The organism is Legionella oakridgensis ATCC 33761 = DSM 21215, from assembly GCF_000512355.1.
GTDB lineage: Bacteria > Pseudomonadota > Gammaproteobacteria > Legionellales > Legionellaceae > Legionella_A > Legionella_A oakridgensis.
The window spans coordinates 1,634,998-1,650,551 of record NZ_CP004006.1 but is presented as its reverse complement, the minus strand read 5'-3'; the positions used below and the strand labels follow the sequence as shown (position 1 = coordinate 1,650,551).

The window sequence follows — 15,554 nt, the reverse complement described above, 5'->3', positions numbered from 1 at the left end:
CGGGTTGTCTGTCATCCCCGTGAGGCATTATTGCGTGGATGACAGAAACAAAACTATTTGTAACCACCCAACCCGTCAAAATTAAATGGAAGAGGTATTAGTTATTGTTCTCCAAGGACGGTTGTAGTGCGCTTTTGTGAGATGGGTGATGCTGCTGAGACAGATAATGTTGCAACTTGTTTTGAGCCGCCGTATTCAGTTTAAGACCAAGTTTAGTGCGTCGCCATAAGATGTCATCAACCGTTCTTGCCCATTCTTCCTGGAGAAGATAATTTACTTCTGCCTGATAAAGTGTTTCGCCGAAATGCATTCCCAAGTCATCTTGGGTCTTGCATCCCTGCAAAAATTGTTCTACTCGCGTTCCATAAGTACTTAAATAGCGATCCAGTATATTTTTGTCCAACCAATGGTATTTTTTTTCTGCAAATTTTTTATATTCAGTAAAATTCATTTCTGCCAAAGTAGCACCAGGAAGTGGGATGGTTGCTGAATTTGATGGTGGTAAATCAGGGAAGATGTTTTGTAATTGATTAATGACGTGTAACGACAGTTGACGGTAGGTCGTTAGCTTACCACCGTATATTGTTACGACAGGAGCTGGGGCGCTCGTGTAATCATAGGCGTAATCACGGCTAAGTGCTTTCGGTGCTTTTCGTTCGTCGGCCAGTAAAGGTCTTACGCCACTCCAGCTATGAATAATGTCTTCTGTAGTAAGTTTTTTCAAAAAATAATGATTCACAAGGTCCAATAAATAATTTATCTCATCGGGTTCAATGTGGACATTCTTAGGGTCGCCAGTAAATATCCTGTCGGTGGTACCTATCATGGTGAGATGATGATAAGGAATTACAAACACGATACGATTATCTTCGTGTTGTAACACATAAGCTTGTTTTCCTTCATAAAGCTTAGGCACGACAATGTGACTGCCTTTGACCAGAGACATTTTATATTTCAGTGGTCTATTGAGTAGATTACTCACTGGTTTTACCCAAGGACCTGCCGCATTAATGACGGATTTTGCCTGGATGTGGATGGCATCACCCAAAACAGGTTGTAAAGTCAATTGCCATACATGATGGTTGACTTCTGCTTTAATCAGAGTGGTTCTGGTCAGTATGGTAGCACCATGATATTTGGCTTGTAGCGCATTGATGAGTACCAAGCGAGCATCATCCGTGGCACAGTCATAAAAAAGAAATCCTTTTTGAACATCTTTTTTCAATGGTTGAAAATAAGAGGATTCATAAGCACGCCGAATAAACTTGGTTTTCGGCAGTTTATTTTTCCGACTTAAATGATCGTAAAGATATAAGCCAGTGCGCAACATCCAGACAGGCCTTCTGTTTTTTTGTGAGGTAAAACGAAAAGGATGGGATGGATTAAATGAGGTGCTTGTTGTAACAAAATTTGTCTTTCATCCAATGCTTTTTTTACCATGGCAAAGTCATAGTACTCAAGATAGCGTAACCCTCCATGAATAAGTTTGGTACTGCTGGACGAGGTTTGGGAGCCTAAATCATCCTGTTCACACAGTAAGACTGATAGACCTCGTAAAGCAGCATCAGCTGCACAACCACAACCATTGATTCCACCACCGATAATGGCTACATCGTAAACCTGAGTCATGCTGTTATTTTTCCTTTTTAAACCTTACATGGAGTTTTTTATGGTATAACAAGTTAATGGAGGAAATATAGGTGCGTTGATTTCGGCAGTCGCCGCAAAATTTTCTTTAGCTCCTTTTTGAAGGGAAAAGAATAATTGGCTTATGAGAAATCCCAAGGTCAAGACAAAAATAAATTTTGATGCGGAAGTTTAGACGAACTACAGGACTAAATTAAATTTTTTTAACGCAGAGATTGGACATTTTTCGTAAATCCTAATAAAAAGGTAACTCCCCACGTCATCCCGAGTGCAGCGAGGGATCTCCAGCAACTGGCAGGTATTAAATTAATGTAAAAAACACTTGAAAAATTATGCGGTTATGATCAAATAGCTGCATGAATAGCAGAGCTGGAAAAACGACTGAACAAGAATAGCAGCAACAGCTCAAAGCCCCCTCAAGTGACGGGTTAGGCAAACTACCCCATACGACATCACTACGTGAAAATGGGAAACGTAACAGTGGTGGCCCAAAAGGCCACAAGGGCGAAACGTTAAAACAGATTAAATCACCAGATATTGTCAAAAACCATGTATTGCTAACATGCCCGGATTGTTATGGTTCATTAGTTTCAACGCCGGTGATTGGAATTGTGAAGCGCCAGGTTTTTGATATTCCACCACCCAAAATTGAAGTCACGGAACATCAGGCTGAAGTAAAATATTGCGAGTGCTGTAATAAAACGATAACAGCAGCATTTCCTGCAGGTGTTCTTGCCCCTGTCCAATACGGTGAAGTTATTCGTAGTTGGAGCGTGTATTATCAATATCAGCATTTTATTCCAGAAGACAGGCTGCAACAGTTGTTTTATGACCTGTACGGAATTCAACTGGCTACTGCAACACGGACTGGATATAACCGGATTGCCTTTGATACATTGGCATCATTTGAAGAATCGGTATTGTCTGCAGTCAAAACTGCTGCCGTAAAAAACCTGGATGAAACAGGGTTTCGTGTGGCCGGAAAAACACAATGGTTGCATGTGGCATCGACTAAAACGGCAACTTATTATCACATATCTCCAAAACGAAAATCATTACTGGATGGCCTTTCAGGTACCGTCATTCATGATCACTGGAAAAGTTATTACAATTTGGGAGGTGTGGAGCATGCCCTATGCAACCAGCATCACTTGCATGAATTAAAAGCAGTAACCGAGCATGACAAAGAACCATGGGCACAGGCTATGACCCGACTATTACGTGTTGCTCTTCGCTGTCGTCATTTTAATGAACATCATGCAATACCTGTTGCTCGCATCAAGCGGTTGACCAACATCTACAAGAAGATTATTCGAGATGGGCTGGCGTATCATGAAACGCTGCCGCCATTGCCATGCAAAGGCAAACAGGGTCGACAACCTTGACGGACAGGTCACAACCTCTTGTGGCGTTTATTTCATTGCAAACAAGACGTTTTACGGTTTCTTCATGATCTGGCAGTTCCATTTACCAATAATGATGCTGAGCGTGATTTACGAATGATGAAATGCAAACAAAAAATATCCGGTGGTTTTCGGACCGCTCAAGGCGCTGAACAATTTGCTCGTATCCGAGGATTTATCAGTACGATCCGTAAACAAGGATTAAGCATTATCAGTTCCATCCAATTTATATTTTCTGGTACTATCCCTGTGTTATCAGGAATCTGAGATAACAATACAGTCCAACAGAGCAAAGAATAGTATATGCGTACGGAGTCTTGCGTTTACCTTCTGACCAATAAACACAATAATGTTTTGTATACCGGTGTTACCAATGATTTGATACGCCGTGTTTATGAACACAAAAATAAACTGGTGGCTGGATTTACCCAAAAATACAATGTGGATCGACTGGTTTATTTTGAAGTTTGTTCAGGCATCGTCATGGCTATTGAGCGAGAAAAACAAATCAAAGGGTGGTCTCGAAAAAAGAAGCATGATTTGATTAATGCATTGAATCCTGAATGGAACGATTTGTATCCATCGCTACTTTAAAAATTGTGCCACTGCAGGCAGATCCCTCGCTGCACTCGGGATGACGTGGGGAGTTACATAAAAAGAAAAAATAATGGATGATAAAATTTGCTCTATCAGAAGGATTAAAACACAATGAATTATTTTCTTGCGATTGATCAAGGCACAAGCAGCACTCGAGCCGTGTTGTATTCCAAGGACGGTCAACTTATTCGTATCAGCCAGCATCCATTAACGCAGTATTATCCCAATCCCGGTTGGGTTGAACATGATCCTGAAGAAATATGGGAAAAAACGACATTAGCCATTGCAGAGGTATTGAAGGATATAGCGCCACGCCAGGTGTTGGCTTGCGGCTTAACCAATCAGCGTGAAACAACGTTAATTTGGGATAAACGCACCGGCCAATGCTTATATCCAGCCATCGTTTGGCAAGATCGTCGTACTCAAGACTATTGCCTTTCTTTGTCTGATTACAAGGAAATGATTCAGGCAAAAACAGGGTTGCTTCCTGACCCTTATTTTTCTGCCAGTAAATTACAGTGGTTATTCAATCATATTCCCGAGGCACGACAACTTGCAAAGGAAGAAAAACTTGCATTCGGAACGGTGGATTCTTATCTGCTTTGGCGTTTGACTGGAGGAAAGGTTCATCGGACGGATGTTACGAATGCATCAAGAACACTCTTGTATAATATTATTGAACAACGTTGGGATGAACAATTATTAGAACTGTTTGATATTCCTTCTTCAATATTGCCTGAGGTGCAAGCCAGTGATGCTCATTTTGGTGTCATTGTCGAACCTTTACCAGGTGCTTCTATTGCAATTACTGGTGTGGCTGGTGACCAGCAAGCGGCTTTAATTGGACAATGTTGCTTTGCCGAAAGCATGATTAAAGCCACCTTTGGTACAGGTGGATTTTTATTATTAAATACTGGCAATAAGCCTGTTTTTTCAAAACATCATTTATTGACTACCATTGCTTATCGTATTCGTGGACAAACTGTTTATGGTTTGGAGGGGAGTTTGTATCAAGCTGGAACGACAGTAAAGTGGTTGCGGGATGACATGAAACTTATTCAGGCTGCAAGTGATACTGAATCTATGGCGAACAGCCTGACCAGCAATGAAGGCGTCTATTTGATTCCATCCTTTACGGGATTAGGTGCCCCACATTGGTTAAATACGACAGGGGCTATGATTATAGGACTTGCACGTACCAGCACTGCTGCCCATTTGGCGAGAGCGGCGCTTGAAAGTGTTTGTTATCAGACTCGCGATGTTTTGGCATGCATGCATGATGACAGCGGTCTGGATTTTTCCATTTTACGCGTGGATGGAGGCATGGCGAACAACCAGTGGTTTTTACAGTTTTTATCATCTCTATGCGGTCTATCAGTCCAGCGTCCAAAAGATATTGAAACCACGGCTTTAGGTGCTGCCATTCTTGCGGCCATTGGATGTGAGGCCGTTGATTCATTGGCCTCTTTGCAGCAAAGCTGGACGTATCAGCAACAATTTATTCCATCAACAGATAACAAGGTTATTGAAGCGTATTATGAGGGATGGTTACATGCTTTGCATATGCTGAAAGCGGGTGCAAGAAAGTATTGATGGATTTTGCAAACACATCCAAATGGTGTATGCACCATTTGGATGTCTCAGGTCAAGTTGATGCAAGTATTATTTTACATCGCGTTTCTTTTCCCCAGTATAAAGCTGGCGTGGTCGGCCAATTCTTGATTTGCTGGCAGCCATTTCCATCCAATGTGACATCCAGCCCACGGTGCGGGCCAAAGCGAAAATAACGGTGAACATGTTGGTGGGAATGCCAATGGCACTTAAGGTAATGCCGGAATAGAAATCGACGTTTGGATACAGTTTTTTCTCAATGAAATAATCATCTTCAAGAGCAATGCGCTCCAATTCCATGGCCAGTTTAAATAATGGCTCATTATGGGCATCAACGGCGTTTAAGACTTTATGGCAGGTTTCGCGCATGACTTTGGCGCGTGGATCATAACTTTTATAAACGCGATGACCAAATCCCATCAAGCGGAATGGATCATTTTTATCTTTTGCCCGCTTAATAAATTGATCAATGCGACTGATATCACCAATTTCTTTAAGCATATTCAGGCAGGCCTCATTTGCACCGCCATGGGCAGGCCCCCATAAGGCGCCAATTCCAGCTGAAATACAGGCAAATGGGTTGGCTCCCGTTGAACCGGCTAAACGCACGGTCGAGGTTGACGCATTTTGTTCATGATCGGCATGCAGTGTAAATATCGTATCCATTGCTTTTACAATGACCGGATCCGGTGAAATTTCTTCAGTGGGAACACCAAACATCATATGCAGAAAATTTTCAGCATAAGACATTTTATTTTGTGGATACATGTAGGGTTGGCCAATGGAATATTTATAACTCATGGCGGCCAGAGTTGGCATTTTGGCAATCAAACGAACGGCAGCCGTATAGCGGTCACTTTGGTTATTCAAATCCATGGTATCATGGTAAAAGGCGGAAAGCGCACCAACAATGCCAACCATAATGGCCATGGGATGAGCGTCACGACGAAACCCATTTAAAAATTGGTACATTTGTTGATGTACCATGGTGTGATTATTAATTAACTGATTAAAATGCTTTTTTTCTTCCATATTAGGAAGTTCTCCATTGAGGAGCAGGTAGCATACATCAAGAAAATCTTTTTTTTCTGCCAATTGCTCAATAGGGTAGCCGCGATAAAGCAACACCCCTTCTTCACCATCGATGTAGGTGATTTTAGATTCGCAAGAAGCGGTGGAAACAAACCCTTGGTCGAGCGTAAATACGCCGTAAGATCCAAGCTCACTGATATCAATGACATCGTTGCCCAATGTTGGGCTATACATTGAGAAATCAATTGGCTTTGACCCAGGTATAGTCAATTGCGCAGTTTTTTTTGTCATGGCGACTCCTGTTGATTTAAGCGCTGGCCGATGGTTCTATGTGCATACTGCCTGATGCAGTCGAGTGCAGAACTATATAAAAATGGCCGGCTTACGTCAATTTATCCATCCTTCGAACCAGGGCAAAATCATACTTTGATTGTATTATATCTTATTTGTGTCATTTCTGCACAGGCGGAAATCCATTTTGCAAGCAAAGTCATGACTCATTCTATGAAATAGATTTCCGCTTGTGCGGAAATGACAAATTTTAGTCATTTTATGAAGGCGTTTGCTGATCAAAGCCGCATGATCTTACCCTGTCCTTCTAACTAAATTCTAGATGATTTTTTATTTTTTTCTTAGGTAAATAATTCGCATCCATCTTGCTATTATTCATTTTTTGCAATAGTTTCGCTTGTTAATTCATTTTGTTGATCAGGAAATTTTTATGATTAAACCAGCTGAGTTACCGTTAAACGGTCGTGGGGCGGTGTATCATCTTGATTTACTTCCGGAAGAATTAGCGGATTTTATTATTACAGTGGGTGATCCTGCACGTGTGCAACAAATCAGTTATTATTTCGACCGCGTTGAAGTGAAGCGTGCTCATCGTGAGTTTGTAACTCATACGGGATATATTGGTCAACGGCGCATCAGTGTTCTTTCCACAGGTATTGGTGTTCCCAATATTGATATAGTCATGAATGAATTGGATGCTCTGGTCAATATGGATTTGGCAACGCGCATGCCGTATGAAAAAATAAAGCCGCTGACTATCGTGCGTCTGGGTACTACAGGCAGTTTGCAAAAAACAGCAGACCCGGCGATGTATTTGTGAGTCATTTTTCAGTGGGTTTTGATACCTTACTGGATTATTATCAAAGCGGGTTTTCTCCAGATACAGAGGCTCTGCATAAAGCACTGACAAAGCATTTGGCTGGAGAATGCGGCTCATTTTATGTGGTTGAAGCCGATCACGCCTTACGCCAGTTGTTTAAGAATTTAGGTACGGCGGCAATTACCGCCACCTGTGGCGGATTTTATGGACCACAAGGACGGTGTTTGCGTCTGCCATTACGTTTTCCTCATTTGCTGGAAAAATTAACAACATTTGATTTTTCTAATTTGAAAATATTGAACGTTGAGATGGAAACAGCAGGCATTTTAGGATTGGGGAAGCTCTTAGGCCATCGTTGCATTTCTGTTAGTGTGGTGCTTGCCAACCGTATCACGGGTGAGTTTGCTAGCAATGTCCAGGAACATGTGGAACATTTGATTGTTAAAGCACTGCAATGCATTAGCTAGCTGTCTTCCAATCATGGATCATGATATACTGCCAGACTAAATTTTATCGGGATCTATTGAATTATTTTAGCATTTCATAAAGACCCTAAAGTGATTGCATGAGGACACATCCCGCCATGATATCAGCCAAAGAAGTTACACCTGTTAATATTGAAGACGAACTGAAACAGTCCTATTTGGATTACGCCATGAGCGTTATCGTCGGCCGCGCCTTGCCTGATGTGCGCGATGGCCTAAAGCCAGTCCATCGCCGAGTGCTTTATGCCATGAGCGAATTAGGTAATGACTGGAATAAACCCTATAAAAAATCAGCACGTGTGGTGGGTGATGTAATTGGTAAATACCATCCGCATGGTGATACGGCCGTTTACGATACTATTGTGCGCATGGCACAGCCATTTTCCATGCGTTATATGTTGGTTGATGGTCAGGGAAATTTTGGATCGGTGGATGGGGATGCTCCTGCGGCCATGCGTTACACGGAAGTAAGGATGTCAAAACTGGCTCATGCGCTGTTGGCTGATCTGGAAAAAGAAACGGTTGATTTTAGTCCAAACTATGATGAAACCGAATTTGCTCCAGTAGTATTGCCGGCCCGGATTCCTAATCTATTAGTCAATGGTTCTTCCGGTATTGCTGTGGGTATGGCCACCAATATTCCGCCTCACAATTTGACTGAAATCATTGATGCCTGTGTGGCTTTGGTTGCTGACCCGGAAATCAGTGTTGATGATTTAATGACCATTGTTCCAGGTCCTGATTTTCCAACGGCGGCCATCATTAATGGTCGTGCTGGTATTATCCAGGCTTACCGCACGGGTCGTGGACGTATATTAATTCGCGCCAAAATTGATATTGAAACTGATAAAGACAGTGGGCGACAGGCCATTATTATTACGGAACTCCCTTATCAGGTGAATAAGGCTCGTCTTGTTGAGCGAATTGCCGAGCTGGTTCGTGATAAACGCTTGGAAGGTATTTCAGGCTTGCGTGATGAGTCAGATAAACAAGGTATGCGCGTGGTGATTGAATTGAAGCGCGGAGAAGTTGCTGAAGTCATATTGAATAATCTGTATGCCCATACCCAAATGCAAAATGTATTTGGTATCAATATGGTTGCTTTGGTTGACGGTCAACCACGTACGTTAAATTTGAAAGAAATTTTAGAGTATTTCATTAAACATCGTCGAGAAGTGGTGACACGACGCACCATTTTCGAATTAAAGAAAGCGCGGAATCGTGCTCATTTATTGGAAGGGTTGGGAATTGCCCTAGCCAATATTGATGAAATGATCGCATTAATCAAGCAATCGCCTACTCCGCAAGAGGCAAAAGATGCCTTATTAGCTCGGCATTGGCAACCCGGAATGGTGCGTACCATGCTAGAAAAGACTGGCAGCGATGGTTCTCGCCCAGATGATTTGCCGGTTCATTTTGGTCTAAGCGAACAAGGGTATCTTTTATCGCCTCAACAGGCACAAGCGATACTTGAATTGCGTCTGCATCGATTGACGGCACTGGAGCAGGATAAAATTCTGAATGAGTTTGAACAATTGCTTGCTCAGATTAAAGAACTGCTTGACATTTTGGCCTCGTCAGAGCGTTTGATGCAAGTGATTCGTGACGAGCTTTTGGAGATGAAAGCTCAGTTTGGCGATGGTAGGCGCACGGAGATCATTGCTTCCCAGGAAGATTTAACCATAGAAGATTTAATTACCGAGGAAGATGTGGTCGTCACCATGTCTCATCAGGGATATGTGAAATATCAGCCCTTGTCGGCTTATCAGGCACAGCGGCGCGGAGGTAAGGGCAAGTCGGCGACTCATGTTAAAGAAGAAGATTTTGTTGAGCGTCTGCTGATTGCCAATACGCATGACACCTTGTTGTGTTTTTCCAGTCATGGCAAAGTCTATTGGCTTAAGGTGTATGAGCTGCCGATGGCAAGCCGTATCTCAAGAGGAAAACCAATTATTAATGTATTGCCTTTGGCAGAAAACGAAGCCATCAATGCCATGATGCCGGTACGGGAATATAAGGAAGGCTATTCTGTTTTCATGGCAACCAGTAAAGGTACGGTTAAAAAGGTGCCGCTGGATGCGTTTAGCCGGCCACGCTCCAATGGCATTATTGCTATTGATCTTGATGAGGACGATTGTTTGATTGGCGCGGGTATAACGGATGGGTCTAAAGACATTATGCTGTTCAGTGACGCAGGGAAAGTGATCCGCTTTGATGAAAATCTTGTCAGAACAATGGGACGAACGGCGCGTGGCGTAAGAGGCATTCGTATGGGCGCCGGACAGGCTTTGATTTCTCTGGTTGTGGTGCATCAAGGCGGTACGATCCTGACTGCAACGGAATTTGGCTATGGTAAACGTACTGCAATAGAAGAATATCGTGTGACTGGCCGTGGTGGGCAGGGCGTTATTTCTATTCAGGTAAACGAGCGTAATGGCAAGGTCGTGCGTGCGTTGCAAGTGGATGATAATGATGAAGCAATGCTGATTACTGATAAAGGCACGCTGGTGCGTTTCAGGGTGAATGAGTTATCGATCATTGGCAGGAATACCCAAGGTGTACGTCTAATTAATGTCAGTGCCGGCGAGCGTGTTGTAGGCATGCAGCGGATCGAGGACATCCAGGATGATGAGGATGAGCAGGGTGAGTTAGAGGAGTGAAAGCCAGAGCGTATAATTTCGGCGCTGGACCCGCCATGCTGCCTGAGTCGGTTTTACGGGAAGCACAATCAGAATTAATGAACTGGCAGGGTTCAGGCATGTCGGTGCTTGAAATCGGTCATCGTACGGATGAATTTAAGGCAATGCTTGACGAAGCTGAAGCCTTGCTTCGTGAACTTCTTGCAATTCCTGATCATTATCATGTGTTGTTTTTGGGGGGGGCGGCGCGCACGCAATTTGCCATGATTCCCATGAATCTTTTATCTCCTGCTGAGCAGGCTGGTTATTTAGTATCCGGTCTTTGGTCGTCATTGGCTTTTACTGAAGCAACCAAACTGACGAATGCTTATTGCATCGCCAGTTCAGAATCCGATGGATTTGTTTCTATTCCAGAGCCGCAGAGCTGGCAGGTTCGGCAAAATACAGCGTATGTTTACTTTACTCCTAATGAAACCATCAATGGTGTTCGTTTTTCTTCACCGCCCAGCGTTGCAAATATCCCGCTCGTTGCCGATATGACGTCTTGTTTATTAAGCGAACCGTTAAACGTTGCTGACTATGGTCTGATTTTTGCGGGCGCGCAGAAAAATATTGCTGCTGCTGGATTGACGATTGTTATTATCCGCGATGATTTATTGCAAAAATCTGGCGATAGGCTGTTGCCAACGATGATGGATTATCGTACTCATGTGGCTTATCATTCAGTTTATGCTACACCACCGGTGTTTAATTGTTACCTCGCAGGAAAAATGTTTAAGTGGATCAAGGCTCAGGGCGGTGTTGAACCGTTATATCATCAAAACTGTCAAAAAGCCGCGAGATTGTATCAATACATCGATGAGTCTTCTTTTTACTATGGTCGAGTTGAACAGCATGCCCGCTCGATTGTGAATGTTTGTTTTGCTTTAAAAAAGCCATCACTAGAACAGGAATTCGTTCGAGCCGCCGCCCAACGAGGATTATTATCTTTGGCTGGGCATCGAATGGCAGGAGGATTGCGTGCAAGTTTGTACAATGCTATGCCAATGTCAGGTGTTGAATTATTGATTGCCTTTATGCAAGAGTTTTCTGAGGAACATCATTGATGAAGACGTATCATTTAATAAGTAGTCCCGCTCACTGTATACAGGGTGATATCACGGTACCCGGTGATAAATCTATTTCACATCGAGCGATTATGTTTGGGTCGCTTGCTCGGGGCATAACAACCATTAATGGTTTTTTAGACAGCGAAGATTGTCTGGCGACATTACGTGCTTTTCAGGCAATGGGGGTGCGTATCGAGGGGCCTGTTTTCCAACGAGTTGTGATTCATGGTGTGGGAAAGTATGGCTTGCAAAAACCGAAGCACGTGATTCACTGTGGTAATTCAGGTACAACAATGAGGCTGCTTACAGGCTTGCTGGCAGCTCAAGAGTTTGATAGTGAATTGACAGGCGACGCCAGTCTTTTGAAAAGACCAATGGAAAGAATTGCCAGGCCATTGATGAAAATGGGGGCTAGTCTTACCACGAATGAAGGTCGTCCACCCATTAAGATTCAAGGAGGGCAATTATTGCATGGCATGACCTACGAAATGCCAGAAGCCAGTGCCCAGGTTAAATCATGCATTTTATTGGCTGGATTGTATGCTGAAGGTGAAACTTGCGTTATTGAGCCAGGTTTAACCCGTGATCATACGGAACGTATGCTCACTACTTTTTCTTATCCTATTCAAAAATTTGATAATGCGATTATCATTAATTCATCCAGTGAATGTCAGGGTACAGATGTAATTGTACCGGCTGATATTTCATCCGCTGCCTTTTTTATCGTAGCTGCAACCCTTATACCCGGCTCAGAATTGTTTATTAGAAACGTAGGCATCAACCCAACACGAACGGGTATTCTTCAGATATTGCAACAGATGGGAGCAGATATTAGTTTCAGTAATAAACGCTTATGTGGTGAGGAGCTGGTTGCGGATTTGTACGTTCGCCATGCCCCATTGGAGGGTATTGATATTCCAGCGGCTATGGTTCCTTTGGCAATTGACGAATTTCCTGTTATTTTTATTGCGGCAGCCTGTGCCAAAGGTCAAACTTTATTGCATGGGGCAAAAGAATTGCGTTGCAAGGAAAGTGACCGTATTGCTGCTATGGTGGATGGACTGCAACGACTGGGTATTGAAGCTCAGGCACTGGAAGATGGGGTGTTCATCAAAGGTGGTGTATTGCAGGGAGGTGTGGTAGATAGCTTTGCTGATCATCGAATTGCAATGGCATTTGCAATCGCCGGTGCTGCGGCAAGAGAACCGGTGAACATTTTAAATTGCGCTAATATAGCCACTTCTTTTCCTACCTTTGTTAATACCGCAAATAACGTAAAATTGGCAATTCAAGAAATAAATGACTAATATGGCTTTTTTTAGTTCGGTCTATTTGGCAGGAGCGATGGTGAGACGTGGAAAAAATGACCGAATTTATCGCCTGTTTTACGCGTTACGAGGAATTTAAGATGTCTGAAGAACATGCGCCTGTTATTACCCTGGATGGTCCCAGTGGTACTGGTAAAGGCACAATAAGCCTTATGTTGGCAAGGCAATTGGGTTGGCATTTTTTGGATAGTGGTGCATTGTATCGTGTCCTGGCTTATGCTGCCAAAAAAAAGGCATTGATTTTGATGATATAAAAGAGATGGTAACACTGGCGTATGCATTGAATTTACGATTTGAAGTCAATAAAGAAAATAGTAGTCATGTCTTTCTTGATGAAGACAACATCAGTGATGCAATTCGTTCTGAACAATGCGGACAAGATGCTTCCCGGATTGCAGCTATTCCTGAAATTAGAAAGGCTTTATTGGGACGTCAACGTGCTTTTGCCAGGTTGCCGGGGCTGGTGACGGATGGCCGAGATATGGGGACGGTTGTTTTTCCAAATGCGATATTGAAAATTTATTTGTACGCAAGTCTTGAAGAAAGAGCATCTCGACGATATTTGCAGTTGAAAGAAAAGGGAAATGATGTTAGCCTCGCGCAGGTTGTAGAAGAATTGGCTAAACGTGACGAAAGGGATCAGGCACGTGCCCATTCACCATTGAAGCCAGCATCTGATGCTGTGCAGATTGATACAACCAAGCTAACAATTGCACAAGTATTTAACAATGTACTACAATTAGCTAAAAAGCGTTTGTTTGTACAGGCGGATCATAATAGCAATTGAATCAATTGTTGTTGTGATTTTGTCGTTTAAATTTGTGTAAGATAGGGGGAAGATGAGAGGATTTCAGCTTCCATTTTTTTACTAAAGAGTCTATTAACATGTCTGAAAGTTTTAAAGAATTATTTGAGAAAAGCATTGCCGGTGCCCAATTTTATCCAGGAGCTATTATTAACGCCAAAGTCATTGATATTGATGATGACTATGTGACCTTGAATGCAGGATTAAAATCGGAAGGTATTGTCGCCATTGAAGAGTTTCAGGATAAAAACGGTGACCTGGAAATTCATGTTGGTGACGTGGTAGAAGTGGCATTGGATTCCGTGGAAGATGGCCATGGAGAAACGCTTTTATCCAGAGAGAAAGCAAAACGTCAGGAAGCATGGCGCAGATTGTCAAAATGCCATGAAAATAATGAAACCGTCACTGGATTAATTTCTGGGAAAGTCAAAGGTGGCTTTACAGTAGAAATTGGCTCGATTCGTGCTTTTTTACCTGGTTCTTTAGTGGACGTCAGACCTGTACGCGATCCGTCTTATCTTGAAGGAAAAGAACTTGAGTTTAAAGTCATCAAGATGGATCTTAAACGCAATAATATTGTTGTTTCTCGTCGTGCAGTTGTAGAAGAGGAAAGCAGCGCAGATAGACAAGCATTACTTGAATCCTTACATGAAGGTCAAGTATTGAATGGTGTTGTCAAAAATCTTACGGATTATGGTGCATTTATTGACTTGGGGGGCATCGACGGCTTGCTGCACATTACAGATATTTCCTGGAAACGGGTTAAACATCCAAGTGAAATGTTGTCTGTTGGTCAGGATGTCAAAGTAAAAGTATTAAGTTTTGATAGCGAACGAAATCGCGTTTCACTGGGTATGAAGCAATTAGGTAACGACCCATGGGTCGACTTAGTTGATCGTTATCCAATTGGCAAGAGACTGGAAGGAAAGGTCACTAATATTACAGACTACGGATGCTTTGTTGAAATTGAAGAAGGCGTAGAAGGCTTGGTTCATATGTCTGAAATGGATTGGACAAACAAAAACGTTCATCCAAGCAAAGTTGTTTCTGTAGGTGATGTGGTTGAAGTCATGGTTCTTGAAATCGATGAAGAGCGTCGCCGTATTTCCTTAGGCATGAAACAATGCATTGGCAATCCATGGCAAGAGTTTGCAAAAACTCATAATAAAGGTGAAAAAGTCCGTGGTAAAATTCGCTCCATCACTGATTTTGGAATTTTTATTGGCTTGGAAGGCGAGATTGATGGTTTAGTTCATCTATCTGACATTTCTTGGGATATTCCAGGAGAAGAAGCCGTTAAACAATACAAAAAAGGCCAGGAACTGGAAGCTGTTATTCTTGCCATTGATGCAGAGCGCGAGCGTATATCTTTAGGTCTAAAACAACTGGAAACAGACAGCTTTACCAGTTATGTGGATGAGCATGGAAAAGGCGCCATTGTTACAGGAAAAGTGACAGCGGTTGATCCAAAATCGGTCGTTGTCATGCTGGCTGATGATGTGTTTGGAACCATTCGTGCCAATGACTTATCTGATGAAAAAGTAACCGATGCTTCCACCTTGATTAAAGAAGGTGATGAGATCGAGGCAAAAATTATCAATGTTGATAGAAAAAATCGTAATATTTCTCTTTCTGTCAAAGCCAAAGATGCTCATGATCAAGCTGAAGCAATCAAAAAATACTCGCGAAGTGGAGAAGCTACGGCAACACTTGGTGATTTATTGAAAGAAAAAATGGCTACGAAAGAAGATGAGTAATCTCTCTTTGTAAAGTCTCTTAAAAAAGCG

At 42.6% G+C, this 15,554-nt stretch carries 10 protein-coding genes and 3 pseudogenes; 10 read left to right on the top strand and 3 right to left on the bottom strand.

Annotated features, from left to right (window positions below; all coding sequences use genetic code 11):
* Positions 1-97: 97 nt before the first annotated feature.
* Together glpD and LOA_RS15840 are read right to left on the bottom strand one after the other, a co-directional pair.
* Positions 98-1,330 (bottom strand): glycerol-3-phosphate dehydrogenase, encoded by a 1,233-nt coding sequence (gene glpD / locus LOA_RS08070; RefSeq protein ID WP_274544551.1) that lies wholly within the window; start codon positions 1,328-1,330, stop codon positions 98-100.
* Positions 1,294-1,629, bottom strand: coding sequence for an FAD-dependent oxidoreductase (locus LOA_RS15840; protein ID WP_274544550.1), 336 nt, complete (start codon positions 1,627-1,629; stop codon positions 1,294-1,296). Before LOA_RS15840 ends, glpD begins: the two co-directional genes overlap by 37 nt.
* A gap of 521 nt (positions 1,630-2,150) precedes the next feature.
* On the opposite strand from LOA_RS15840, the pseudogene LOA_RS08065 reads away from it, so the two are divergent.
* From LOA_RS08065 to glpK, 4 genes and pseudogenes are all read left to right on the top strand, one after another.
* Positions 2,151-3,032, top strand: a pseudogene (locus LOA_RS08065) (IS66 family transposase); the annotation flags it as partial.
* A gap of 18 nt (positions 3,033-3,050) precedes the next feature.
* Positions 3,051-3,317 carry an IS66 family transposase gene (locus LOA_RS16035; RefSeq protein ID WP_042238854.1) on the top strand — a complete coding sequence of 89 codons (267 nt, stop codon included), beginning with the start codon at positions 3,051-3,053 and terminating at the stop codon, positions 3,315-3,317.
* 36 nt (positions 3,318-3,353) lie between these two features.
* Positions 3,354-3,644 (top strand): GIY-YIG nuclease family protein, encoded by a 291-nt coding sequence (locus LOA_RS08055; RefSeq protein ID WP_025384817.1) that lies wholly within the window; start codon positions 3,354-3,356, stop codon positions 3,642-3,644.
* A gap of 114 nt (positions 3,645-3,758) precedes the next feature.
* Positions 3,759-5,240, top strand: coding sequence for a glycerol kinase GlpK (glpK, locus tag LOA_RS08050; RefSeq protein ID WP_025385886.1), 1,482 nt, complete (start codon positions 3,759-3,761; stop codon positions 5,238-5,240).
* 69 nt (positions 5,241-5,309) lie between these two features.
* On the opposite strand, the gene gltA is transcribed toward glpK, so the two are convergent.
* Positions 5,310-6,581, bottom strand: a complete 1,272-nt coding sequence (gene gltA / locus LOA_RS08045; protein ID WP_025385885.1) for a citrate synthase — start codon at positions 6,579-6,581, stop codon at positions 5,310-5,312.
* A 430-nt stretch (positions 6,582-7,011) separates the two neighbouring features.
* Here gltA and LOA_RS16030 point away from each other — a divergent pair.
* From LOA_RS16030 to rpsA, 6 genes and pseudogenes are all read left to right on the top strand, one after another.
* Positions 7,012-7,868: pseudogene (locus LOA_RS16030) on the top strand (nucleoside phosphorylase).
* A gap of 98 nt (positions 7,869-7,966) precedes the next feature.
* A complete protein-coding gene (gyrA, locus tag LOA_RS08035) occupies positions 7,967-10,546 on the top strand; it encodes a DNA gyrase subunit A (RefSeq protein WP_118996651.1) in 2,580 nt (859 codons plus the stop codon).
* Entirely contained in the window at positions 10,543-11,631 is a 1,089-nt protein-coding gene (gene serC / locus LOA_RS08030; protein ID WP_025385883.1) for a 3-phosphoserine/phosphohydroxythreonine transaminase, read from the top strand. Before gyrA ends, serC begins: the two co-directional genes overlap by 4 nt.
* Positions 11,631-12,941, top strand: a complete 1,311-nt coding sequence (aroA, locus tag LOA_RS08025; RefSeq protein ID WP_025385882.1) for a 3-phosphoshikimate 1-carboxyvinyltransferase — start codon at positions 11,631-11,633, stop codon at positions 12,939-12,941. Before serC ends, aroA begins: the two co-directional genes overlap by 1 nt.
* Before the next feature lie 101 nt (positions 12,942-13,042).
* A pseudogene (cmk, locus tag LOA_RS08020) lies at positions 13,043-13,749 on the top strand ((d)CMP kinase).
* A gap of 98 nt (positions 13,750-13,847) precedes the next feature.
* Positions 13,848-15,524, top strand: a complete 1,677-nt coding sequence (rpsA, locus tag LOA_RS08015; protein ID WP_025385881.1) for a 30S ribosomal protein S1 — start codon at positions 13,848-13,850, stop codon at positions 15,522-15,524.
* Positions 15,525-15,554 lie beyond the last annotated feature (30 nt).

Coding starts and splice junctions, on each gene's coding strand:
- glpD (WP_274544551.1), bottom strand. CDS start 1,330: ATGTTGCGCACTGGCTTATATCTTTACGATCATTTAAGTCGGAAAAAT.
- LOA_RS15840 (WP_274544550.1), bottom strand. CDS start 1,629: ATGACTCAGGTTTACGATGTAGCCATTATCGGTGGTGGAATCAATGGT.
- LOA_RS08055 (WP_025384817.1), top strand. CDS start 3,354: ATGCGTACGGAGTCTTGCGTTTACCTTCTGACCAATAAACACAATAAT.
- glpK (WP_025385886.1), top strand. CDS start 3,759: ATGAATTATTTTCTTGCGATTGATCAAGGCACAAGCAGCACTCGAGCC.
- gltA (WP_025385885.1), bottom strand. CDS start 6,581: ATGACAAAAAAAACTGCGCAATTGACTATACCTGGGTCAAAGCCAATT.
- gyrA (WP_118996651.1), top strand. CDS start 7,967: ATGAGGACACATCCCGCCATGATATCAGCCAAAGAAGTTACACCTGTT.
- aroA (WP_025385882.1), top strand. CDS start 11,631: ATGAAGACGTATCATTTAATAAGTAGTCCCGCTCACTGTATACAGGGT.
- rpsA (WP_025385881.1), top strand. CDS start 13,848: ATGTCTGAAAGTTTTAAAGAATTATTTGAGAAAAGCATTGCCGGTGCC.